Below are 22,775 nucleotides of genomic sequence, written 5' to 3'. Positions count from 1 at the left end.
GCCGTCAGCTCAAAAGGGGCTCAGCGCACCATCAGATATCGCTGCACGCTCCCCCCACTGGAGCAATCGATTTCACAGTCCGACTTGTTCGCCGTGAAGACCTGCCAGACGTAGACCCCGGGAGATGACGGAGTGAAGGCATAGCTCGCTGTACTCCGCCAATCCATGTACCGCCACTTCTCGTCCGGCCACCAGACGGCCACTTGGGAGTATTTCCCAGCTGCCTTCCATGTGAGAGTGACCGGGCGACCGGCCTTCACTTCCGTCTGGTCGGAGGGCGAGATCGGGGAGGGAGGGGGCGGAGCTCCCTGCGAGTAACTGCCGGCCGCCCCATCCTTCGGCCTGACGAGGAGGATGCGCTCCTCACTTCCCGCGCTGCCCGTTTCGGCGTGCGTCCTCTTCACGAACACCGACCAGCGGTACTGACCCGCGGCGGTGGGCGTGAAGACGCAGCTGTTCCGGGTCTTCCAGGCGGAATACTTCCATCCGTTGTCATTGAACGCTATGTCAACGCCGGAGACTTCACCGGCGTTGTCCCAAACGAGTTTGATGGGCTGACCCACCACAAAAGTCGCCTGGTCAGCTGGAGTCGCCAAGGCAGGAGGGTGAGGTGTTCCCGATGGCACTGTCACTTTCGGTATCTTCGCGACGCTGCTGACGCTTTCGTCTTTCGATGCGGCGCACGCGGCAACGGAGCTGTGACGGTCGGTCAGGTATATGCGTATACCGGCGGCGGCGAGGACGATGAGGACCAGCGCGAAGATCAGCGGACGTCGGCTGATTCGGCGTCGGACACCAGGCCGCTCCGCATCGCCGGCCAGGGTGGCTGGCCTGCGCGCCCGTCGGGGACCAGCGCCGCCTCTGCGGGGACACTCGTGCCGCGCGGAGCGGGGAGAGTGCGCGGCTCGGTGGTCTCCGTAGCGGTCCCAGGGATCGGCGGCTCCGTTGGTGCTCCGTCGCCCGCGTGCTGCCGGCTCACCTCCGGCACCGGCTCGGTCATCGCCCTCGTCCGCGATTCCGGGGCGGCGTCCAGCAGCCGTAGCGCCTCGGAGGCTGTGGGGCGTTGTTCAGGGTGCTTGTCCAACAGAGCCGTGATCAGTGTGGCGAGCGGGCCAGGCGGCTGGGGCGGGTGCGGAGTGTGGACGCAGATCGCGTTCAGCGTCGCTGTGCGTGTGTCGCGGCGGAACGGTGATGTACCCACCGCAGCCTCGTACAAGGTCACACCCAGGGAGAAGAGGTCACCGGCCGGGCCGTCATGGGTTCCATCGATGCGCTCGGGTGCCATGTATTCGACGGAGCCTATGACCATGCCGGAGGCGGTCATGCGTGTGTCGGTCTCGTGGGCGGCGATCCCGAAGTCGGTGAGCAGGATCTGCCCGCCGTCGGCAAGGAGGACGTTGGCGGGTTTGACGTCACGGTGCACGATGCCGGCGCCGTGGACAGCTTCAAGAGCGGACAGGAGAGCGCGGGCGATGCCGACCGTCCCGCCGGTGGGGAGCGGGCCGTCCTTCAGGCGCTGGTCCAGAGGGGTGCCTGTCACCAGGCGCATGACTGTCCAGGGGACGCCGTCTTCGAAGACGAGGTCGTGGACGGCGACGATGTTGGGGTGATCGCGGAGTTTGGCGGCGTGGTGGGCTTCGCGTTCGGCGCGCACCCGCCGCTCAGCGGCCTCGGTATCGCTCATCGGTTCCGGCAGCCACACCTCCTTGATCGCGACGTCGACGCCCAGGACTTCATCCCGTGCGCGCCAGACGCGCCCGAAGCCGCCACTGCCCAGTACTTCGTCCAGCCGATAGCGTTCCGCGATCACCTGTCCCGGCTCGGCACGCCTCACCACAGGAGCCCCGCGGGCCGACGCCGCGGATCAACACCCTGCGGCTGGCGACCTACAAGGCGACCACCTGTCCGCGCGTCGGTCCCGACGAGCCGCGCCGACTGCCCCTGCTGCTCGGCGTGCTGCGCATGGGTCTGCTCAAACGCTCAAGAAGCAGATCCGCCAGCTGCTGGACTCCCCCACCGGGCCAAGCGGCGAGGACGGCGAGGAGCTGGACCACAACACACTCGTCGACCACTACCTCGGCGGCGCACACCCCCTGCCCGGCCTGCAGGCGCCAGGCCGGGACTTCCGCCACCGCCCGGCTGCCGACTTCGACACGGGCACGATGCGCGCCGATCTCGAGTACGAGCTCGCGGTGCTGGAGCAACTCGCCAGTGCGGCCGCCGCGGCCGTGGCCGGCGATCCCCAGCCCAGCGTCATCACGTGGCTCAACCAGCTGAAAACGTTTGACGACGGACCTTAGCGCCACTCCCAGTAATGGGTGGTCACAGTTGCGTCGCTGCCACTGGGGGCCTCTTCCGTCGTGAAGCTCGTCAGTGGAAGGCCGCGTACCTGTGCGGCAATGGTGTAGAGACGGTAGCTGGACGGCAGGCCGGGATAAGAGGGCGATTCAAGCTCCTCGACGGCCACTGACGCGGGCTCCGGGGCGATGGCGACAGCCGATTCATCAACCCTGAGTTCCTCGACCACGCACCGCAGCGCGGCGGCGGTGACGGTCTCGCCCGGCTTCATCTTCTCGGTGGGTGGCGAGTTCCGCTCGCGCACGGCGCCGTCGGCCATGAGTTGCCTGGCTTCGGTGAGCTGCTTGCCGCCTACCTGGATGTTCAGGCTGACGACCGCGACCTGACGCAGCGGCGGGTTCTCCGACAACGTCGACTCACCCGACGAGATCTCGTTCCACAGGTGCCGCACCGACTTGCTGCCGCCAGCACCCCACGACTCATGCGGAATCCCTTGCCGCGCCAGCCATTCCTGAAGGTCGGTCAGGCCCCGAAGGCGTACAGCATCTCTGTTCCCATCCAAAGCAATCGCACCTCTCGGACTCGGGTCGGCGAGCGCTTCCTGCAGGAACGGCAGGATGCCACGCTCCAGGAGGGCCTCGCTCCAGGCTTCCCTGGCCCGGGCCACCTCCGCGCCCATGTCGTCCTCGTCATAGGGTCCGGATTCGAGTGAGGCCCCGTTGCGCGTTGCGGTGAGCAGCAGTAGTCCTGGAACCGAGGCGGTTCGCTCTCTCGCCGGACGGGTAGCCGCCGGTGGGCACGACGGTCCGACTGCCAGTCCAGAAACCGGTTGTAAGCGTCAAGAAGCCCACGCGGTGCACCCCCCGCCGCACCCAGCAGGATCAGCATCGGCACGTCCACGACTTCCCCCGGTTGTACAGCCGCTCGGTTCCGGCTTTACGGAGCCCGCCGCCCGAGCGTAGAGCCCGACGCGAGACCGAAGGAAGGACCCCTGCTCAGAGCTCCTGACGGAATGAGACGGGCCGCGCTCCGGTTTGTCCGAGAGGGTGGCGGTGGTCCCGCGCCTTTGGCGGCGGACGGCAGGCGCAGCCTCCCCGTCTGGTCGTCTGCGGCGCGCGTTTCTCAGGCAGCCAAGATCTGCGGATCGGGCCTGCGGGTGGAGTCGGTACCTCTAGGTGTGCTGCGCCGCGGAAGTCCCGCCGATGAGTTTCCGGCGGTTGTGCGGTCTACCCGTCGACGAAGGGAGCGCACCATGCGCGAGATCATCGTTTGCACGTTCCTGACGCTGGACGGCGTCATGCAGGCGCCAGGCGGTCCGGACGAGGACGCTGAGAGCGGCTTCGAGCACGGCGGCTGGCAGAAACCGGTGGCCGACGACGAGGTCGGCACGGCCATCGCCGGTTGGTACGAGCACTCCGACGCGATGCTGCTCGGCCGCAAGACGTACGAGATCTTCGCGGCGTACTGGCCGACCGCCGATCCCGACAACCCGTTCACCAATCGGATGAACAGCATGCACAAGTACGTGGCGTCCCGGACCCTGACGTCCGTCGAGTGGCAGAACTCCACGCTGCTGGAGGGCGACATCGTCGATGCCGTACGCAAGCTGAAGGCGTCCGACGGCGGCAACATCAACGTCGTCGGCAGCGGCGACCTCGCCCAGACCCTCATGCAGCACGGCCTCGTCGACGAGTACCGGCTGACCATCCATCCGGTGATCATCGGCACCGGCAAGCGGCTGTTCGCCGACGGAGCGATCCCCACCGCGCTGGAGCCGGTCAGCGTCTCGACGACGAAGGGCGGCACCATCGTCGGCGTCTACCGGCCGAACGGTAAGCCCAGCTACGACAGCTACTAAGCGGTTTCGTTTGGATCACCGAGCGGACCTGAGATGCCCGCGACGTGGAGTCCGGCCAGGCAGATGGTCGCGGTCTTCTCGTAACGGGTGGCGATGCCGCGCCATTGCTTCAGGCGGTTGATGCACCGCTCGACGGTGTTGCGCTGCTTGCAGGTCTCGCGGTCGAAGGCCGGTGGCCTGCCACCCCGCCTGCCCCGGCGCAGCCGGTGACGTCGCTGGTCGACCGGGACGGGGATCACCGGTCGTCCGGCTCGCCGGCCGGGGCCCCCTTTTGCGGGCCCCGGCCGCGTGCTGGTGAGCCCGCACGATCGTGGAATCCACCGAAACGGCCCAGCTCAGGTCCTCGTCCGCGTCGGCCTGGGCCATCAGGGCGGTGAGCACCCGCTCCCAGGTGCCATCGACGGCCCACATCCGCAGCCGGTTGTAGACACCTCGCCAGTTGCCATACTTCTCCGGCAAATGAACCCACTGGGTACCAGTCTGAAACTTGAAGGCGATCGCGTCGATCACCTCACGATGGTCCCGCCAGCGGCCACCCCGCTTCGGCGTCCGGTCCGGGAGCAACGGCTCAATCCGCGCCCACTGCGCATCAGCCAACAGCACACCCGGACCAACGACCAGCTGATCCAAACGAAACTACCTGCGTCTGGCGTCAGGACTTCAGACGGGCCACACCCCGCTCGACCGGTGCGCGTGCCGCGGACAGTGCACGGTTGACGGTTCGCCGCATTGGGGTGAGTCGCGGCCCTGCGGGCGTCTGAGGGTTGTCGTCACCCCCGGGCCGGCTCCCGTGTAGGCACGGTCGGCGAGGACCGGGATGCCCTGGCGCTCACAGATCCGGTCGCGGGGTCACGTGCGGGTCCAGCAGGCGGTAAGGACTCCTAACAAAAGTGGTGGGCCTGACCTGGTCAGAGGCAGGTGTCGTGCACGAGGCCGCCGGGTAGCGGGACGCGGTCAGCCGTGTAATCGCACGCGATAAACCCGGCGACGTCGGCGATCATCCCCGGGATACTGGTCGCCCATGGATGAGGTCAAAGTCGTCGTCGCCCATTCCGAGCGCGCGACTCTGCGCGTCGGTGACGTGTTCTTGAAGGTGGACGCCGATCAGGCGCGCATCGACGTCGAGGTCGAGGCGATGTCCCTCGCGCCGGTCCCGACCCCGGAGGTCCTGTGGCGCAAGCCGCCCGTGCTCGCGATGGCTGCACTCCCGGGGACGACGCTTGGGCGCCTCGGCGGGCCGTCGACCGGGTCGCCGGCGGCGTGGGCCGCGGCGGGCGCCGCCATCCGAAAGCTACACGAAGCGCCCCTGCCGCCCCTGCCGGGCCGGGCCGGCCGGAGCGTCGTCGCGCTGGCGGCGGAACTCGACGACGAGTGCGAGTTGCTCGTGACGAACGGCGTCCTGCCCGCCGACCTGGTCACCCGCAACCGCCAGGTCGCCGAGGCCGCGCTCCGGCCGTGGACTCCGGCGTTCACGCACGGCGACCTGCAGATCGCGCACGTCTTCGTCGACGGCGACGAGGTCACCGGCATCATCGACTGGTCCGAGGCGGGCCAGGGGGATGCCCTGTACGACCTCGCCACCTTCACGCTCGGACACGAGGAGCACCTCGACGACGTCATCGTCGGCTATGGCACCGACATCGACCTCGACGTGATCCACGCGTGGTGGTCGTTGCGAAGCCTGCTGGTGGTTCGCTGGCTGATCGAGCACGGCTTCGACCCGTTCGCGCCGGGCTGTGAGGTCGACGTGCTGAGATCCCGAATGTGAGGCTGCGCGGGCCCGACTGCTACGTATGCGTTCAGAAGCCTCCTTTTGTTAGGAGTCGTAGGGAGGGAAGTATCGACCATGGTGCCCCGGTGGTCGACGTCGCTGCCGGGGGCAAGGGCAGCGAGGTAGGCGTCAGGCCTACACGGCCGCAGTGACGAAACCGGAGCCAACCGGGAAAGTGACGGGTCAGGGCATCTGGCTGACCGCCAACGCCCCGAGCCTGCCAACCCCGATGGCCCGCTGCACGAGCGCGTCTCGACCCAGGGTTCGAGAAGGGCCTACGAGTGGTCGTGAACTCGGTAATCTTCCGCTCCTCAGGCCAGGACCTGGCTACGGCCGGCACCTACACCGAGATGGCCTCCCGCCACTTCGAACCCGTGCTACTCGGCCTGGCCGTCCTCGCCGTCCGCGGACGCGTCAAGCGTTGACTTGCTCCTCGGGCTGCAGAGTGACCCCACACCACCCTCCCTGGAGAACACCACCGGTCCGCCCGGCGCCCAATGGCCGCAATCGCCCGACAACGCTGCGGGACCCAGGCGCCGCTCGCGAGCCATTCCCTCGGATACACATCTGGTGAGGCGCGAACGGATCGGGGGCCATAGCGTGCGGGTATGGCGGAGCGGAATCCGGCGTTGAGGGTCCTGCGCGGTTTGTCGCTGGTCGAGCACGAGGCGGAGAGCGCGACGCTGCGAGCCCAGGGGTTCTATCCGCTGGATGTGACCGGGTACACCGTGAACGACATGGACCGGCACGCGTCCATCTGGGAGCAGTCCCCAGTTCCGTACGCGTGGCGGGTGCTGCCCGGCCTGACGGGCGAGGCCTACAGTGCGCTCTTCGACGAGCTCGTTCCGCAGGGATACATTCCGCTCACCGTCAGCGCCTACGGGACCGACGACGGTCCCCGTTTCACCTCCTTGTGGGCGACAGCCGCTTCGGTACCGCCGCTCATCGCTCGGCACGGCCTGAGCCTCGACGAGTTCCAGGCGGTGAACGACGAGTTGTCCTCGCGCGGCTTTCTGCCGTACGACGTGTCGGCCTACATGGCGCCGGACGGCCGGCTCGCCTTCGCGGCACTGTGGCAGCCGGCGGCGCCCTCCGCGCGACTCGTCGAGCACCTGATGTCGGAGGGTTTGCTGGAGCTGCGGCGTCATGATTGGGAACCGGCGGGCTACATGCTGACTGCGCTGACCGGATACGACATTTTCGGCGAGGCGCGGTACACGGGGATCTGGCAGCGCGGCGATGCCAACAGCCAGGTGCGGGTAGGGCTGTGGCAGGACGCGTTCAGTGTGGAGCACGACGCTCTGTTGGCCCGTGGCTTCCGGCCGGCGCGGATGCGCGCCTTCAACGTGCTGGGGAGTCCGCTGACGCAGTACGCCGGGATCTGGCGCAAGACGTACCTCACCGACTCGGAGGAGGCGTCGCTGGACGACCTGATGAAGCCGTTCATGACCAAGTACCAGGTACCCGGTGCGGCCGTGGCGCGTGCCGAGCGCGGCCGCCTGGTCCTCTCTCGCGGGTTCGGCGTGGTCGAGTCCAACACGGCCGTTCCCGTCCGCCCCACGTCGCTGTTCCGGATCGCGAGCGTGTCCAAGCCGTTGACCGCCGTCGCCGTCTTTCGGCTCATCGAGCGGGGCCAACTGGCTCTGACAGACCCGGTGTTCGGACCCGGCGCACTGCTGGGCACCACGTTCGGCACCCAGCCCTACGAGAGCGACGTGTTGCGCATCACGGTTCAGAACCTGCTGGAGCACACGAGTGGCTGGGCGGCGGGCCAGGATCCGATGTTCGGTCATCTTGAGCTGGGTCAGCACGAACTGATCGACTGGATGCTGGGGCGCCAGGCCGACGGCACCCTCAACGCCCCGCTCACCCGCCCTCCGGGTGAGGTCCACGATTACCTCAACTTCGGCTACTGCGTGCTCGGTCGTGTCATCGAGGCCCGGACCGGCCAGTCCTACGAGCAGGCCGTACGCGAGCTGGTACTTCAACCCTGCGGCATCACGGACATGCAGCTGGCCGGCGACACCCTCGGCGACCGGCGCCCCGACGAGGTCGTCTACACCGAGCATCCCAGCACCAACATCACCCCCTACGCTTTCCGCATCTCCCGGATGGACGCACATGGCGGCTGGCTGGCCACCGCGGAGGATCTGGTCCGTTTCCTGGTGCACGTCGACGGGTTCCCGGAGGTAGGGAACATCCTCTCGCCTGACTCCCTGGCCACCATGTTCACACGCACCACCGCGCACGCCCCCGATGGCACTCAAGTCCGATACGCCAAGGGCTGGCACATCAACGACGCGGGAACCCGCTGGCACGACGGCGACCTCCCGGGCACGATGGCCCTCCTGGTCAGCACCGCCGACAACCGCTGCTGGGCCGTGCTCCTCAACGCCCGCGACTTCCCCAACAAGGCTCGCCTGGAGGAGATGCGCGGAGAACTCGATGCCTTGATGTGGCGACTCGGGAACCTCATCGCCGACTGGCCCATCCTCTCTGCCTTCCGCGACCAGTAGGCAGGGCACGCCCCGGCTCCCGTCATCGCGAAGGGAGTAGGAGTGCGCTTCAACGACACCAGGCCGGCACCGCGCCCGCCGCTTCGGCACCCGGCTCCGGAGCCTTTGCCTGTCCCGTTCATAGTGCTAGCCGATTCGCGTGCGTGCATGCTGGAGACGGGAGTTCGCCCGTGATCTGGGAAGGGGACGTTCGTGAGGATCGGGTCCGTGAAGCGGCCTGAACGTGTTGCTGTCATCGGAGTGGGCATCCTCGGAGCCAGTGTGGGCTGGAACCTGTCCCGGCACGGCGCCAAGGTGGTCTTCATCGACGCAGGCCAGCCGGGCGAAGGCGTCACCAACTGGTCTTTCTCGTGGGTCAACGCCAGCAACAAGACCGCGCGCAAGTCCTACTTCGACCTGAACGTCGCGGGCATGGCAGCGCACCGTGAGCTTGCCGAGACCATCGGGCCGGACTCATGGTGGTATCCCAACGGCCACCTGCGCTGGGCAGACGATCCCGCGGCGGAGGCGAAACTCCTTAAAACAGCCGGACTGCTGGAAAGCTGGGACTACCGGGTCGAGGTGTGCACGGGGGCCGAGGTGCGCCGCCGCCTCGAACCCGCTCTCACGATGCCCGACGAGGTTCCCGTCGTGTTCTACCCCGACGAAGCCTGGGTGCACGGACGTCATCTCGTCGGCCGCCTGGTCGGCCAGGCCGTTGCATCCGGCGCCGAGCACCGGTCCGGCATCGCGGTCTGTGACATCGGCACCGGTGCCGACGGGAGCATCCGGTCAGTTGCTCTGTCCGATGGGAGCTGTCTCGACGTAGATATCGTCGTGAACGCAGCAGGCCCCAGCGCCTCCCACGTCGCCGGGCTCATCGCACGGCAGTTGCCGATGCGCCGGGAACCCGGCGCCGTCACCCGGGTCGGCTGTGCTCAGGTCCCGGTTCACCGGGCCATGCACGCGCCTCACATCGAGATCCGTCCTGACGGAGACGCTTCGGTGGTCCTCCACAGCCGCGAGATCGACGCACGCATCGACACAGGTGAAGAACCAGCGGAACTCGCACGGATGCTCCACGAATCGGCGCGGCACGTCGTGCCCGAACTCGGCAACTCCCGCATCACACAGACACGGGTGGCCAACCGGCCCATCCCAGCCGACGGATTCCCCTCGGTGGGAGCGGTGCCGTCTGTGCCGGGCTACTACGAGGCCGTCTCCCACAGCGGCATCACGCTCGGGCCGGTAATCGGCCGACTGCTTGCTTCGGAGATCCTCAGCGGGAAGAGAGATAAGCTGCTTGCGGACTTCCGCCCGGAGCGTTTCCCCCCGTGACAGCCCGGGCAAGCGCCACCAACTACCGCGACCGGGCGGGTGCGTCTCGGTGCGCCCGAAACAGGCTTGTAAAGCCGCGCCGCCGCGTCACGCGAGCCGGAAGGACCGGACGGTCCTCCACCTCTGCCGCTACACCCCGCGCACGAGTTACCCGCGCCTCGCGGCTGAGCGCCACACTAAGAGACGTATTGCAGGCGGCACCAGCCGCAGAATGCCCGACTGGTTGACCCTCGTCGCTATGACGAGACCCACAACCAGCCGTCCTTCCTGTCCGTGAGGCTCCGTCGCCCGTGATGGAGCAGTATTCGCGCACCTGAGTGACATCGAAACTCGCCGACATTCACGGGCACACAGTCCCTCGGGTGGCATCCGAACTCATCGACAAACGACAGTCGTTGAGGGCCACACAGACAGATCGTCATACTACGATCACCAAGTGTGAGCAGCGAGAGAAGAGCTCAGGCGGCCCGCCAGAAGAGACTTGCCGCGGTGCGCGCTCGACTGCAACGGGTGGCAGAAACGGGCGACTTGTCTCTGGCGGTAGAACCGAAGGCACTCACTGAGGCGCGACGGCTTGTCGCAACGTTCCGGCACGATGAGCAAGACCTCGAAGCTTGCCATGTGCTCGGCTGGCTTTACTGGTTCCGGTACCAGGCGCTGCCCACAGGTGAAGATCAGGCGGACTTGAGCATCGCGGTGGGGATGCTCACACCGTGTTTCATGGCCGGCGCCGATGATCTGCCCGAACCGTTGCTGCCGCTCCTGGCCGAGGCCGCGGTGCCCGTCGCCGTAGACCTTCGCCGGCAGATAGCGGCATCCACTGACCCGGACCTGATCTCCGCAGCCGTCTATTTGTGGCAGCGGATTCTGGACGTCACCCCCGCCGACCACCCCGACCGTGCTGTCAATATGTTGAATCTGGGGGGAGTGCTGCGGGCGAGATTTGAGCGCACTGGGCAGTTGGCAGATATGAGTGCGGCGATCGAGGCGTTCCGGGCTGCGGCCGAGGCCACCCCAGTGGACAACCCGCGCTGGGTGGCATCCACCTTCCTCGGGGGCGTGTTGCACGTCTCGCGTTTTGAGCGCACCGGGGATACGGCGGTCTTGGATACAGCGATCGACATGTTCCGGACGGCGGCCGAAGCCGCCCCAGCGAACAGCCGCGACCACGCAGGCATGCTGGCCTACTTGGGAAACGCACTGCGGGTCCGGTTCGACAGCGTGGGATCCATAGCGGACTTGAATGCGGCGGTCGGCGCTCTCCGGGCCGCGGTCGAGGGCACACCCGGCGACGACCCTCACCGAGCGGGGCACTTGGACTTTCTGGGGAGGGCTCTTCTGGTCCGGTTTCAACGCACGGGGGCCCAGGCAGACTTGGACGCGGCCATCACGGCCTGCCGGGAGGCCGTCACCGCCACCCCCGCAGGTCACCCCGACCGGGCGTCGCATCTGAACGACTTGGGAAACGCGCTCCAGGCCCGATTCCGGAAGACGGGGGCGGCAGCGGATCTGGACGCGGTGGTCGGTATGTTCCGGGAGGCAGTTGACGCAACTCCCGCCGACCTCCCTTACCGGGCCATCTATCTGACCAGTCTGGGCAACGCGCTGAAGGCCACATATGAGCGCACACAGGATGCGGTGGATTTGGATGCGGCAATCGACAGTCTCCGGGCCGCGGTCGAGCTCGTCCCCGCCGACCACCACGACCGGCTGAAATATCTGCACAACCTGGGCCGTGCGTTGGAGGCCCGGTTCGCGCATACGGGGGAAGAGGCGGACCGAGGCGCAGCCGTGTCCGTGTTTGTGAGGGCGTGGGAGTCCGACGCGGCGACGCCGTCGCAGCGCATCTCGGCGGCTGGGGCGGCGGCTGCCCTGCTCGCAGAGTCCGACCCTGGGCGGGCGGCAGATCTCCTGGAGGCCGCAGTGCGACTGCTACCCGAGGTGGCCCCGCGCCAACTGGACCGCGACGACCAACAGTTTGAGCTCGGCGGGTACGCAGGCCTGGCCGGTGACGCCGCCGCGCTGGCCCTGGCCGATCCGCGAAGGAGCGAAAGGGAACGCGTGGCACGGGCGTTGAGCCTGCTGGAGACGGGCCGAGCAGTCCTGTTGAGCCAGGCTCTGGACACCCGCAGCGACCTCACCGACCTCCAGCAGCAACACCCCTCGCTGGCTGCGCGGTTTGTCGAGCTGCGCAACCGGCTCGACCACCCTGCGGAGGCCAACGCTCCTACCGGCATGTCGAACGGGAGCGTCGACACCTTGCTAAGCGGTCAGGACCGCATCGGACAGGACCGGCTCCGGCTGGCTCGCGAGTTTGCCGCCACCTTGAACGAAATCCGAGCCGACGACGAATTCAGCTCGTTCGGGCTCCCGCCCAGCACCGACGAACTCCTCACACAGACAGACCAGGGCCCCGTAGTGGTGTTCAACGTCAGTCCCTACCGCAGCGACGCCCTGCTGCTCACCTCGGATGGCATCAACGCCGTCCCGCTGCCCGAACTAGGTCATGCCGCCCTGATCGACCGCATCAACGCCTTCCATCAAGCCGTGCACTCCGCAGTCTCAGGTACAAGCGCGACTCAACGACGCGAGGCCCAAGCCACGCTGACCCAGATCCTCCAATGGCTGTGGGACGTGGCCACCGGACCGGTATTGACCGTGCTGGGTCACCACCACCGACACCCGGGGAGCGGCACCTGGCCCCGAGTGTGGTGGGCGCCAGGCGGCCTGTTGGGCCTTCTGCCTGTCCACGCCGCCGGCTACCACACCGACCCGGCCGACGCCCCGGAACGACGCACCGTCCTGGACCGGGTCGTCTCGTCCTACACCCCCACCGTGCGCGCCCTGCGCTACTCCCGCCAACAGGCGACCTCCGCACCCCCGGAGTCGACCCGGGCGCTCGTCGTGGCCATGCCCACCACGCCTCACCTCGCCCACCACGGCCGCCTGCGTTACGTACCCGCCGAAGTCAGCATGCTGCACAAGCACCTGCCCGAGGTGGTGCTGCTGCGCGAACCCGACCCGGACAGCGATCCCGCAGAGATCTCGGTGCCTCTTCCGACCAAGTCCAACGTCCTGGCGCAGCTGCCTGGCTGTCCCATCGCACACTTCGCCTGCCACGGCGCCAGCCACCCTGCCGACCCGTCAAAGAGCCTGCTGCTGCTCCACGATCACGACAACGATCCATTCACTGTCGCGAGCCTCGCTCCGATCCGTCTCGGCCGGGCGCAGCTGGCTTATCTGTCCGCCTGCCGCACCGCAACCATCGAGGCGACCAGGTTGCTCGACGAGTCCATTCACCTGGCCTCGGCCTTCCAGCTTGCCGGCTTCCCTCATGTCATCGGGACCTTGTGGGAAATCAACGACCAGATCGCCGCCACCATCGCCGACGCCTTCTACACCCATCTCAAGAACGACCAGGGCATCCTCGACGCCGGGCGGGCCGCCTACGCTCTGCATTACGCCATTCGGGCTGTCCGAGACGGCCTCGACCTACCCGACGACCTCAACAGGATCCGCACCCCGTCCCTATGGGCGGCTTACCTTCACGCCGGCGCGTGACCACGCCCGCCAGGCATGAACAACTCCGCACCCAGAACCGTCTTCAGGCGGCTGCTGCGAGAGGGGCGGGAAAAGCGCATGCTCGGCGCCGGCCCCTGTTGCTAGCATCGGCCTCATGATCACGCTTTCGCCTCAGCACCGGATGATGCCCCTCCAACGGGGCTGCTGAGCACGGACGCGTACCGAATCCGAGGCCCCGGGACGGGGCCTCGACGTGTTGTGCGGACCGGGCCTCGGTACCCGGTTGGAGGACCGATGAGCACACCACGTCACTACATCACCACGACCATCCCGTACGTCAACGCGCGCCCGCACCTGGGCTTCGCCCTTGAGCTCGTTCAGGCTGACACGCTGGCCCGCCACCGGCGCCACCGAGGCGATCACGTCCGGCTGCTCAGCGGAACCGACGACAACTCCCTGAAGAACGTCCTGGCCGCCGAAGCCGAGGGTGTCGACGTGCGGTCGCTGGTCGACCGCAACGCGAATGCGTTCGCTGCCCTACGCGGCCCGCTGGCTCTGTCGCTCGACGACTTCATCCGCACCAGCAGCGACCCCCGCCACCGCGTCGGGGTGGAACGGCTGTGGCGCCAGTGCGCCGCGGCGGGCGACCTGTACCGCAAGGAGTACGAGGGCCTGTACTGCGTCGGCTGCGAGCAGTTCTACACCCTGGACGAACTGGTCGACGGGCGGTGCGCCGAGCACGGCACCGAGCCTCAGCACGTGGCGGAGGAGAACTGGTTCTTCCGGCTGTCCCGCTACGCCGACCGGCTTCACGAGCTGATCTCGGGCGGCAGCCTGCGCATCGAGCCCGCGGCCCGCCGTAACGAAGTCCTCGCCCTGATCGCCGGCGGCCTGCACGACTTCTCCGTCTCCCGCTCCCACAGCCGCGCCCGGGGCTGGGGCATCCCTGTGCCCGACGACCCCAGCCAGGTCGTCTATGTGTGGTGGGACGCGCTGGGCAACTACGTGACGAGCCTCGGATACGGCAGTGGCGACGTCGCGTACGGCGAGTGGTGGGTGGCCGGCGAGCGCCGCATCCACCTGGTCGGTAAGGGAGTGGTGCGCTTCCACGCGGTGTACTGGCCGGCCATGCTGCTGTCGGCCGGACTGCCGCTGCCCACCGACATCCTGGTACACGACTACCTCACCGTCGGCGGCCGCAAGATCAGCAAGTCCGGCGGGACCACCGTCGACCCGGTCTCTCTGGCCGCGGTCTATGGCACCGACGCGGTGCGCTGGTGGCTGCTGCGCGACGTTCCTCGGGTCGGGGACGCCGACTTCACCACGGACCGGCTGACCGCGCGTGCCGACGCGGACTTCGCCGGAGGGCTCGGCAACCTGGTCCACCGCATCGTGACGATGGTCCACCGCTACCGCAGCGGTGCGGTTCCCTCTCCCGATGCCGGTCAGCCTGCTGTGGCGACGCTGGTGGACGTGTGCCAGAAGGCTCCCGGCCTGATCGATGCCGCTCTGGCCGACTTCGACTTCCGCCGAGCCATCAGTGCGGCCTGGGGCATTGTGGAGGAGGCCAACCGATGTATCGACACCGCGCGGCCCTGGGAGTTGGCCCGAGCAGAGCGGCAGGGCGAGGACGTGGCAACCAGTCAACTCGACGCGGTGCTCGCCACGCTGGTCACCGCGTGCCGCGTGCTCGCCGACGAACTACGGCCCTTCATCCCCGATGCCGCCACACGGATCGCGCAGCAGGTCACGCCGGTCGACGGGAGTCTGCCGACCGCCCACCCGCTCTTCCCTCGCCTCCAGGAACACACGCAGCACGCGTGACACCTGCCTCAGTTCCGCCGACTGGCCACGCATCCATCCCGGCTGCAGGGGCTGCCGCGAGAGGGGCATCTGCTGCCGCGGCCGGTGGTGAGGCCGGGCCGGACGGCGGGACATGAGGGCGGGCAAGGCCAGTAACGTCGAACATCCACCCGCAGGGGAGGTCACACATGACGGCCCAAACCATGGTCCGGCGGGGTATGCGCATGGGTGCGTGGATCGGGGCATGGCCCGCGGGAATCATGGGTTCTGGGTGTCTTGTGGGTGCGTTCGTCTTCTTGGTCGGGGGCCAATGGGGAACCGTGCGGGCGCTGGTCTCTGTGGGCGCCCTCGCCGTACTCGGCAGCATGGCGGTAGGCCTTGCGCTGGGCACCGCCACCGGGTTCGTATTGGCGATCGCGCCCCGTTGGCTGCTCACACGCCCGCTGTTGCGGGGGCTCCTCGCGGCGCTCACCGCGGGCTTGCCGCTCGTGGCGCTGTCCGTCGCTTTCCTGGTCGGAGACGGCTACTCCCTCACGAGCTACCCGCCTTCAGTTCACCTCCTCATCTGGTCCGTGTCTCTGGTAGTTGCTCTGGTGGTGGCCGCGCGCAGTGGAGACATCGCCGACTGCAGCACCGGGGCCTCCCGGGGGAAGTAGCTGGGCTGTCGCGATCACCGGCGGCGGGACCAACTCACCGCAGGCTTGCGCGAGTTCCTTGATGCCGGGGATTCCGTGTATCGCGGGCGTATCGAAAATCGCATACGCCACCGCAACGGCCCTCCGTCTCCAATGGGGGCATGAACCACGACGCATCCCTGCCTGCACCGCCCCGCCGCACGCGCAGGATCGTGCTTCTCAGCCTGGCGTTCTTCGGCGTGGCGAGCGCCGCGTTCGTCGTGCGGGGGCCGCTCATGATGTCCGCTCCGAGGTGCATGGCCGGGCGGTGGCACGGCTGCTTCGACACGTTCAACGGTGTGGTGCTCATGACGTTGGTCGCGCTGCCGTTGGCCGCGCTGGTGGTGTGGGTTCTGGCGCACCGTCGGCGTGCCGCCGGCGTCACATCGCCGTGGCGGATGTCGCTGGCCGAGGTGGGCATGGTCCACGGGACGGTGCCATTCCTGTGGCTGACCATGATGCCGGGCGCCGGGGCCGGCATCGTCCCCGCCCGGGTGAGCCTGGTACCGCTGCGGGACCTGGTCACGATGGGGCCGCTCGGGATCGTCGGCAACCTGCTGGTCTTCGCGTCGCTGGGGTTCTTCGCCCCGATGCGGTTCGCGGCGCTGGCGTCCGTGCCGCGGATCCTGACCCTCGGGACGGGCTGCTCGGTCCTGGTCGAAACCGCACAGTACGTCCTGCGGCTGGACCGGGTGTCCTCCGTGGACGACGTACTCGTCAACGCCGTCGGTGCCGTGCTGGCCGCGCTGGCGTCGCGCCGCTGGTGGCGCACTACGGCACAAGCGCCGTCGGACCAGCCTCGCCCCGCGCCGGCACCGGCAGGCTGAGTCGCGTGTCCGGTGTGCACACGTCTTTGCATACGTCGGCGATAAGTTGTGCCGCTTAGGCTTCTGACATGCGCGTACTGATCGTGGAGGACGAGCCCTACCTGGCCGAAGCCGTCCGGGACGGTCTGCGGCTGGAGGCGATCGCCGCCGATATCGCCGGCGACGGCGACTCCGCCCTGGAACTGCTCAGCGTCAACTCCTACGACCTCGCGGTCCTCGACCGCGACATCCCCGGCCCCTCCGGCGACGAGGTCGCCCGGCACATCGTCGCCTCCGGCAGCGGCACCCCGATCCTCATGCTCACCGCTGCCGACCGGATCGACGACAAGGCTTCCGGGTTCGAGCTCGGCGCCGACGACTACCTCACCAAGCCGTTCGAGCTGAGGGAGCTCGTCATGCGGCTGAGGGCACTCGACCGCAGACGCGCGTACGTCAGGCCCCCGGTCCGCGAGATCGCGGGCCTGCGGCTGGACCCCTTCCGCCGGGAGGTCTTCCGCGACGGACGCTACGTCGCGCTCACCCGCAAACAGTTCGCCGTGCTGGAAGTCCTCGTCGCCGCCGAGGGCGGGGTCGTCAGCGCCGAAGAGCTGCTGGAACGGGCCTGGGACGAGAACGCCGACCCCCTCACCAACGCCGTGCGCATCACCGTCTCCGCCCTGCGTAAACGGCTCGGCGAACCCTGGATCATCGCCACGGTGCCGGGCGTCGGCTACCGGATCGACACCGGTACGGACACCATCGCCCCCGGCAGGGACACCACCAACCCCGGCAGTATGCATGCATAGACGCCCAGGGCTCAGCGCCCGACTGAGACTCACCCTCAGCTACGCCGGGTTCCTCGCCGTCGCCGGCGCCCTCCTGCTGGCCGTGGTGTGGATGTTCCTGCTGCGCTACGTACCCGACAACTCCCAAGGCCTTCTCGGGATCTCGCCCAACCGCTACCTCCTTGTGCACACCTTCGCCCCCGCCGCGGCCGTGGCGATGGCCTTCCTGCTCGTGTTCGGCCTCGTCGGCGGATGGATCCTCGCCGGCCGGATGCTCGCACCGCTCACACAGATCACGGATGCGGCGCGGATGGCCGGGAACGGGTCGCTGTCCCACCGGATCCACATGAAGGGCCGCCAGGACGAATTCCGTGAACTCTCCGACGCGTTCGACTCGATGCTCGAACAACTCGAGTCCCACGTCGCCGAGCAGCAGAGGTTCGCCGCGAACGCCTCCCACGAACTGCGCACCCCGCTGGCGATCTCACGGACGCTCCTCGACGTCGCCCGCAAGGACCCCACGCGGGACCGGGGCGAACTCATCGAACGCCTGCACGCTGTCAACACACGGGCGATCGACCTCACCGAGGCCCTCCTGCTGCTCAGCCGCGGCGACCGCGGAACCTTCACCCGCGAGCGCGTCGACCTCTCCCTCATCGCCGAAGAAGCCGCCGAAACGCTGCTTCCCCTCGCCGAACAGCGCCGGATCACGCTCGACGTCACCGGCGAGACAACACAGACCAGCGGCTCCGCGGAACTCATACTGCGGATGGTGACGAACCTCGTCCAGAACGCCATCGTCCACAACCTCCCCGCCGGCGGCACCGTGACGGTCCACACCGAGACGCACGGCGACGCGAGCGTGCTGCGGGTCGAGAACACGGGCCGACGGCTCCCACCGGAACTGGTACCGACCCTCACCGAACCCTTCCAGCGCGGAACGGAACGCGTACGCAGGGACGAGCACGCCGGCGCCGGCCTCGGCCTGGCCATCGTGCACAGCATCGTCCGCGCCCACGACGGAACCCTCGACCTCGTCCCCCGCCCCGCCGGCGGTCTCCTCGTCACGGTCCGGCTTCCCGGCACGCCGTAGGCATCGTCCCCGAGCGGGGCCCCCTAGATCGTTGACTGGAAGTTCGGTGCAGGCCAGGGTGACCCGTGGCAGCGATTGGTCAGCCGAGCTTCGAGAGGCTTTCGGGTCCGTTCCGCGGAGCCAACACCGCGGCAGTCGCAGCAGCGCTGCCCAGCACGAGGCAAGAGGAGACGAGAGCTCGCAGGACGCGGGGTCGCCTGCCGGTGGCGAGGACGGGGACGCCTTGCACGTGCCACGGCGCCTGCGAGTAGGGGCCGAACCCCGGTACCGGCCGCGGGTACGTCATCTCGGTCGGCCCCTCGAGCCCCGCCCACGGCGGCTGCGAGCACAGGTCCAGCTGTGTCCGGGGACGGACCTGGGGCGTGGCGATTCCTGCAGCGCGGCCTGCGCCTCCTCCGCCGAGATCCGCCGAGCCGCGACTGCGGCCGCGGATCTCGATCAGCCCGTCGGGGCTGCTGGCCCGGTGGTAGGCGCCTCGGAAATAGCTGTCGCGCTCGGTGAAGACCAGCCCGAGGCGGTCACTGACGAGTCGGACCAGCTCGCCGACGGTGTGGGTGCCCGTGCCGGCGCCGTAGGTGTGGTGGTCGGTCATGGTGCCCCAGAACCTATCCCGCGGCTGGGCAGGCTCGACAAGCTTGAGGACCATCTCAATGAGGTTCTTCCGCGTGCACAGCGCATTGATCGTTTATCGGCGGCAGGCCGTGCCGGGCCGGGACGACGCGCTCCGGCGGATCTGCTGCCCCGCATGGAGCCCGGTGCCGAGTACCTGGCCGTCGCCCGGGCAGCGGTGGGCCGGACCTATGGCCGCCCGGTCCGGCTCACTGCGGTTATGCGGTCCTCGCGTCGTCCACTCGCTCGCCCTCCGCCTGGGACGGCTCGGTCCTGGGGACGTCCGGGTGCTGCTCCATGGCCGAACGCTCGGCCGGTTCGTCGCGCTCTCCCTCAGCCTGGGAGGGTGTGTGCGAATACAGCCCCTCGTCGAAATCCGAGGCTCCGGTCTTCATTGTGGGCCTCCCTTGGTCGCTCATCTCCCATGTTCCACCCTCGACCGCAGCAGAGGCGAGGGCAGCCAGCGCTGCACCCGACATACTCAGGCGACTGACCACCCCACCACCGCAGCGGTCTGGCCGACGACAGCCGTCCATGCTGCGTAACGAAAACGACCTTTGAGGCGGCGCGACGCGTGAGTCGTCAGGCAGACGGGAGGGCCGCCTGACGCCTGCCCGCCGTCCTGGCAAAATGCCGCCACGGGCCAGATCGAGAACGCGGACGCGGGATCCTTTGAGCGACGCAGGCTTGACGTCCTCCCCATCGACTCCGGGCCTCGGCACCGGCTCGTCCCGGTCACGGGATCTCCTGCTCGGACCAGATGACCTTTCCTCCAGCCGTGTACCGAGCACCCCAGCGGTGGGAGAGCTGGGCTACCAGGAAGAGGCCACGGCCGCCTTCGTCCATGCTGCGGGCATGCCGCAGCCGAGGGGCGGTGCTGCTGGCGTCGGCGACCTCGCAGGTCAAGCGGGCGTCGCGAAGCAGTCGTAGCCGTATGGGCGGTGCGGCGTAGCGAATCGCGTTCGTGACCAGCTCGCTCACGATGAGTTCGGTCGTCATGGCCAGTTCCCCAAGACCCCAGGCTTCCACCTGGCGGGTCGCCTGGGCTCGGACTTCACCGACGGCGGCCGGGAGCAAAGGCACGTCCCACGAGACGACGTGATCGGCGCCCAGGGCGTGCGTGCGGGTCAGGAGCAGGGCGATGTCGTCGGGTTGAGGCGTGGGCACCAGCTGCTGCACCGCTGACGTACACAGTGTTCCGAGGTCGGATTCGGGCTGGGACAGCACGTCGCCCAGTCGGGACATGCCCAGCTCCATGTCGTCGCCGGTTCCCTGGATGAGACCGTCGGTGTAGAGACCGAACAGGCTGTTCTCGGCGAGCTCGATCTCGGTGGCTTCGAACGCCATCCCGCCCAGCCCGAGCGGAGGTCCGGCAGGGGGCTCGGGGAAGTGGACGTGCCCGTCGGGGTCGACGACGACAGGGGCGGATGTCCGGCCCGGGCCATCGTGCAACGCCTTGTGACCGGATCGTAGACGGCGTACAGGCAGGTTGCTCCGAGGAAGGTCGTCGGACTCTTGCCGGCCGCCTCGCCACCGGTCTCCTCCTCACTCAGCCGAAGCACGAGGTCGTCGAGGTGAGCCAGCAATTCGTCGGGAGGCATCTCCATGTCGGCGAGGGTCTGGACCGCCGTGCGCAGTCGGCCCATGGTCGCTGCCGCAGTGATGCCGTGGCCGACCACATCGCCGACGACGAGGCCGACCCGGGCGCCGGACAGCGGGATCACGTCGAACCAGTCGCCGCCGACCCCGCCTGTCGCGTCCGCCGGCAGATAGGAGGAAGCCACCTCCAGTGCTGATCCGCCTGTCAGGGCGTGCGGCAGCAGACTGCGCTGAAGGGTGACCGCTGCCGTGTGTTCCCGGGTGTAGCGGCGAGCGTTGTCGACGCACAGCGCTGCTCGCGCCACGAGCTCTCGGGCCAACAGGACGTCGTCCGGCTGAAACGAGACGGGATTGACCGACCGTGCGAACGTGGTGAGGCCGAGGGCGGTGTTGCGCGCCCGCATCGGCACGGAGATGAGGGAGTGCAGTCCGAATTCGCGGATGCTTGCCACCCTGGCGGGCTGTTCCGCGATCCACAGTACGTCGTCCGGGTCGAGGACCGGGATGAGGATCGGTTCGCCGTTGATGAGCAGGTCCAGGCCGTGCGGCGGAGGAAGGAAGTACACCCTGTCCCCGATCCGCGCCACTGCCTCTGGCGAGCCCGTTCGCACTGAGCTCAATCCGGCGCGGCGCATCACCGGCCTGGCGGGGGCAGGTCCCGCGTCGGTCAGCCACGTTCCGTGTCCCTCGGTGCTGAGGACAGGTTCCAGGAGATCAACGATGACGAAGTCCGCGAAGCGGGGAACAGCGAAGTCGGCCAGTTCCTGAGCAGTCCGCATCACATCGAGCGACCTGCCGATGCTGGCCCCTGCTTCGTTGACCAGTGTCAGGAGCTGGCGGGCGTTCCACCGCTCGGTGACGTCCAGGACCATGTAGCAGACCCCGGTGATGGAGTTCTCGGCGTCCACCAGGGGGAAGAAGGAAGTGGAGTAGGCGCGTTGGCGGTGCGGATCGGCCCAACTCCATCCCACGTACTCGTAGTCGCTCACCGGGACTCCGGTCTCCAGGACCTTGCGCATCAGTCCCTCGATGGTGTCCGCTTGCAGCCCCGGCAACAGCTCGCTCAGACGACGCCCCAGCCGCTGCTCGCGGGGCACACCGCCCAAGCGTTCCAGCGTGTCGTTCAGCCATACGTAGCGCAGCTGCAGGTCCATCACCGCCATGCCGACCGGCGAGCGCGTCAGGAAGCCGTCGAGGACGGACTGGCCCATGGCCCATTGCGGCCTCCGCTCCCGTGCCGAGATCAGAAAACACTCGTCTCCGCCGAGGCGGAAGGACGCGGACACCCGCAGGTCGACTTCGATACGGTCGCCGTCGCGGTGCCGTACGGGGATGAGGCCGCTCCACCCCATTCCGGCGCGGCAGCGTTCCGCGACGCCGGCCACGCGTGCCGGATCCCCGGGCATCGCCAGTAGACGGGCGGCGGAGCTGCCCACGACCTCGGGCGCGGGGTAACCGAGAAGTGCTTCTGCGCCCCGTGTCCAGCCGACCACGACACCGCCCGCGGACACCACCGCTGCCGCGTCGGTGGACGCGTCGAGGAAGTCGCCCGGTCCTGCGGGCGTGGGCGCATCGGAGCCTTTTCGCACAGAATCCATCGATCCCATCCTCTACACGACTATGTTCCTGCTTGTCCGGCCGATGTGCACGGCCCCAGCGGGCTGCGGGGGCCCGCCGGCCTGGCCGATGCCCGCACACGTCCGCACACACGCATCCGCACACACTCAGGGGACCTGCGACCGGCCCGAGACAATCCACGTCGTCGTGCTGCCGTCATGACGGCAGGCGGCAGGAGATCCGGGAGAACGGCCGAATACCCGCAGGGTCAACGGTGCCCGGCCCGGCCCCCGGGCGTCCCGGACGGACCGGCCGCCCGGGACGTGCCGCTGGCCTCCCCGTCGACCGACAGCGGGGTACGGCACCGGTTTTGCCGTCAAGCACGCCCCAGGAGCAGACAGGGCCCGAGCCGTAGCGGACCACAGGCGAAGGGCCCTCACCGGCGAGCAGCAGCGGTTCGGCCACGCAGGAGTCGCCAGCCGGCGTCGCGCCTACTTGCCTCGGCTTGGACATGCCAGCGCGCTGCCGTTACGCAAGGCAAGGGGCAGCATGGAAGCACGGGTATTC

Annotated in this window: 17 protein-coding genes and 3 pseudogenes; 12 read left to right on the top strand and 8 right to left on the bottom strand. The window is 68.3% G+C overall.

All coding sequences use genetic code 11. The features are described 5' to 3' along the window. Positions 1 to 20 precede the first annotated feature (20 nt). The gene (locus tag OG975_RS45625; RefSeq protein ID WP_406335653.1) at positions 21 to 596 is read right to left on the bottom strand and encodes a hypothetical protein; all 576 of its coding nucleotides are present in this window, start codon (positions 594 to 596) and stop codon (positions 21 to 23) included. A 167-nt stretch (positions 597 to 763) separates the two neighbouring features. After that, a complete protein-coding gene (locus OG975_RS45620) occupies positions 764 to 1,834 on the bottom strand; it encodes a serine/threonine-protein kinase (protein WP_406335652.1) in 1,071 nt (356 codons plus the stop codon). A gap of 328 nt (positions 1,835 to 2,162) precedes the next feature. On the opposite strand from OG975_RS45620, the gene OG975_RS45615 reads away from it, so the two are divergent. Then, entirely contained in the window at positions 2,163 to 2,300 is a 138-nt protein-coding gene (locus OG975_RS45615; RefSeq protein ID WP_406335651.1) for a hypothetical protein, read from the top strand. Here the strand turns inward: OG975_RS45615 and OG975_RS45610 are convergent. Next, positions 2,297 to 2,977 (bottom strand): hypothetical protein, encoded by a 681-nt coding sequence (locus OG975_RS45610; protein ID WP_406335650.1) that lies wholly within the window; start codon positions 2,975 to 2,977, stop codon positions 2,297 to 2,299. The genes OG975_RS45615 and OG975_RS45610 overlap by 4 nt on opposite strands. A gap of 573 nt (positions 2,978 to 3,550) precedes the next feature. Between OG975_RS45610 and OG975_RS45605 the strand changes: the two genes are divergently transcribed. Next, the gene (locus OG975_RS45605) at positions 3,551 to 4,156 is read left to right on the top strand and encodes a dihydrofolate reductase family protein (RefSeq protein WP_406335649.1); all 606 of its coding nucleotides are present in this window, start codon (positions 3,551 to 3,553) and stop codon (positions 4,154 to 4,156) included. On the opposite strand, the pseudogene OG975_RS45600 reads toward OG975_RS45605, so the two are convergent. Both OG975_RS45600 and OG975_RS45595 read right to left on the bottom strand, forming a co-directional pair. Continuing rightward, positions 4,153 to 4,759, bottom strand: a pseudogene (locus tag OG975_RS45600) (IS5 family transposase). The gene OG975_RS45605 and the pseudogene OG975_RS45600 sit on opposite strands and share 4 nt — an antisense overlap. A 52-nt stretch (positions 4,760 to 4,811) precedes the next feature. Then, a pseudogene (locus tag OG975_RS45595) lies at positions 4,812 to 4,996 on the bottom strand (transposase family protein); the annotation flags it as partial. Between the two features lie 181 nt (positions 4,997 to 5,177). On the opposite strand from OG975_RS45595, the gene OG975_RS45590 reads away from it, so the two are divergent. From OG975_RS45590 to OG975_RS45545, 10 genes are all read left to right on the top strand, one after another. Further along, on the top strand, positions 5,178 to 5,924 hold the full coding sequence (locus tag OG975_RS45590; protein ID WP_406335647.1) for a phosphotransferase family protein: 747 nt from the start codon (positions 5,178 to 5,180) through the stop codon (positions 5,922 to 5,924). A gap of 290 nt (positions 5,925 to 6,214) precedes the next feature. Further along, positions 6,215 to 6,352, top strand: a complete 138-nt coding sequence (locus OG975_RS45585) for a hypothetical protein (RefSeq protein WP_406335645.1) — start codon at positions 6,215 to 6,217, stop codon at positions 6,350 to 6,352. Positions 6,353 to 6,535: 183 nt separating this feature from the next. Continuing rightward, entirely contained in the window at positions 6,536 to 8,443 is a 1,908-nt protein-coding gene (locus tag OG975_RS45580; RefSeq protein WP_406335643.1) for a serine hydrolase, read from the top strand. Positions 8,444 to 8,650: 207 nt separating this feature from the next. Beyond that, complete coding sequence (locus tag OG975_RS45575) at positions 8,651 to 9,760, top strand: NAD(P)/FAD-dependent oxidoreductase (RefSeq protein WP_406335642.1); 1,110 nt, start codon at positions 8,651 to 8,653, stop codon at positions 9,758 to 9,760. Positions 9,761 to 10,198: 438 nt separating this feature from the next. Then, positions 10,199 to 13,321 (top strand): CHAT domain-containing protein, encoded by a 3,123-nt coding sequence (locus tag OG975_RS45570; RefSeq protein ID WP_406335641.1) that lies wholly within the window; start codon positions 10,199 to 10,201, stop codon positions 13,319 to 13,321. A 255-nt stretch (positions 13,322 to 13,576) separates the two neighbouring features. Next, positions 13,577 to 15,106, top strand: coding sequence for a methionine--tRNA ligase (metG, locus tag OG975_RS45565; RefSeq protein ID WP_406335639.1), 1,530 nt, complete (start codon positions 13,577 to 13,579; stop codon positions 15,104 to 15,106). Positions 15,107 to 15,405: 299 nt separating this feature from the next. After that, positions 15,406 to 15,741 (top strand): hypothetical protein, encoded by a 336-nt coding sequence (locus tag OG975_RS45560; protein ID WP_406335638.1) that lies wholly within the window; start codon positions 15,406 to 15,408, stop codon positions 15,739 to 15,741. A 140-nt stretch (positions 15,742 to 15,881) separates the two neighbouring features. After that, positions 15,882 to 16,586, top strand: coding sequence for a VanZ family protein (locus OG975_RS45555; RefSeq protein WP_406335637.1), 705 nt, complete (start codon positions 15,882 to 15,884; stop codon positions 16,584 to 16,586). Between the two features lie 68 nt (positions 16,587 to 16,654). After that, positions 16,655 to 17,371, top strand: a complete 717-nt coding sequence (locus tag OG975_RS45550; protein ID WP_406335636.1) for a response regulator transcription factor — start codon at positions 16,655 to 16,657, stop codon at positions 17,369 to 17,371. Further along, positions 17,364 to 18,443, top strand: coding sequence for a sensor histidine kinase (locus tag OG975_RS45545; protein WP_406335635.1), 1,080 nt, complete (start codon positions 17,364 to 17,366; stop codon positions 18,441 to 18,443). The genes OG975_RS45550 and OG975_RS45545 overlap by 8 nt, the downstream gene beginning before the upstream one ends. A 79-nt stretch (positions 18,444 to 18,522) precedes the next feature. Here the strand turns inward: OG975_RS45545 and OG975_RS45540 are convergent, their stop codons facing one another. From OG975_RS45540 to OG975_RS45530, 3 genes and pseudogenes are all read right to left on the bottom strand, one after another. Further along, positions 18,523 to 19,035, bottom strand: coding sequence for a hypothetical protein (locus tag OG975_RS45540; protein ID WP_406335634.1), 513 nt, complete (start codon positions 19,033 to 19,035; stop codon positions 18,523 to 18,525). 235 nt (positions 19,036 to 19,270) lie between these two features. Then, a complete protein-coding gene (locus tag OG975_RS45535) occupies positions 19,271 to 19,447 on the bottom strand; it encodes a hypothetical protein (protein WP_406335633.1) in 177 nt (58 codons plus the stop codon). 340 nt (positions 19,448 to 19,787) lie between these two features. Beyond that, positions 19,788 to 22,258 (bottom strand): annotated as a pseudogene (locus OG975_RS45530) (SpoIIE family protein phosphatase). Between the last annotated feature and the right edge of the window lie 517 nt (positions 22,259 to 22,775).

Origin of the sequence: Streptomyces sp. NBC_00203, from assembly GCF_045206325.1 — a bacterium.
GTDB classification, from domain to species: Bacteria; Actinomycetota; Actinomycetes; order Streptomycetales; family Streptomycetaceae; genus Streptomyces; species Streptomyces lutosisoli.
Note: the sequence above shows the minus strand (reverse complement) of the source record. Positions and strands in the feature narration are given on the sequence as shown.

What these genes read in the sequence shown, in the direction of transcription:
- OG975_RS45615 (WP_406335651.1), top strand. Translation starts at nt 2,163, where the DNA reads ATGCGCGCCGATCTCGAGTACGAGCTCGCGGTGCTGGAGCAACTCGCC.
- OG975_RS45610 (WP_406335650.1), bottom strand. Translation starts at nt 2,977, where the DNA reads ATGGGCGCGGAGGTGGCCCGGGCCAGGGAAGCCTGGAGCGAGGCCCTC.
- OG975_RS45605 (WP_406335649.1), top strand. Translation starts at nt 3,551, where the DNA reads ATGCGCGAGATCATCGTTTGCACGTTCCTGACGCTGGACGGCGTCATG.
- OG975_RS45590 (WP_406335647.1), top strand. Translation starts at nt 5,178, where the DNA reads ATGGATGAGGTCAAAGTCGTCGTCGCCCATTCCGAGCGCGCGACTCTG.
- OG975_RS45580 (WP_406335643.1), top strand. Translation starts at nt 6,536, where the DNA reads ATGGCGGAGCGGAATCCGGCGTTGAGGGTCCTGCGCGGTTTGTCGCTG.
- metG (WP_406335639.1), top strand. Translation starts at nt 13,577, where the DNA reads ATGAGCACACCACGTCACTACATCACCACGACCATCCCGTACGTCAAC.
- OG975_RS45555 (WP_406335637.1), top strand. Translation starts at nt 15,882, where the DNA reads ATGAACCACGACGCATCCCTGCCTGCACCGCCCCGCCGCACGCGCAGG.
- OG975_RS45550 (WP_406335636.1), top strand. Translation starts at nt 16,655, where the DNA reads ATGCGCGTACTGATCGTGGAGGACGAGCCCTACCTGGCCGAAGCCGTC.
- OG975_RS45545 (WP_406335635.1), top strand. Translation starts at nt 17,364, where the DNA reads ATGCATAGACGCCCAGGGCTCAGCGCCCGACTGAGACTCACCCTCAGC.
- OG975_RS45540 (WP_406335634.1), bottom strand. Translation starts at nt 19,035, where the DNA reads ATGACCGACCACCACACCTACGGCGCCGGCACGGGCACCCACACCGTC.
- OG975_RS45535 (WP_406335633.1), bottom strand. Translation starts at nt 19,447, where the DNA reads ATGAAGACCGGAGCCTCGGATTTCGACGAGGGGCTGTATTCGCACACA.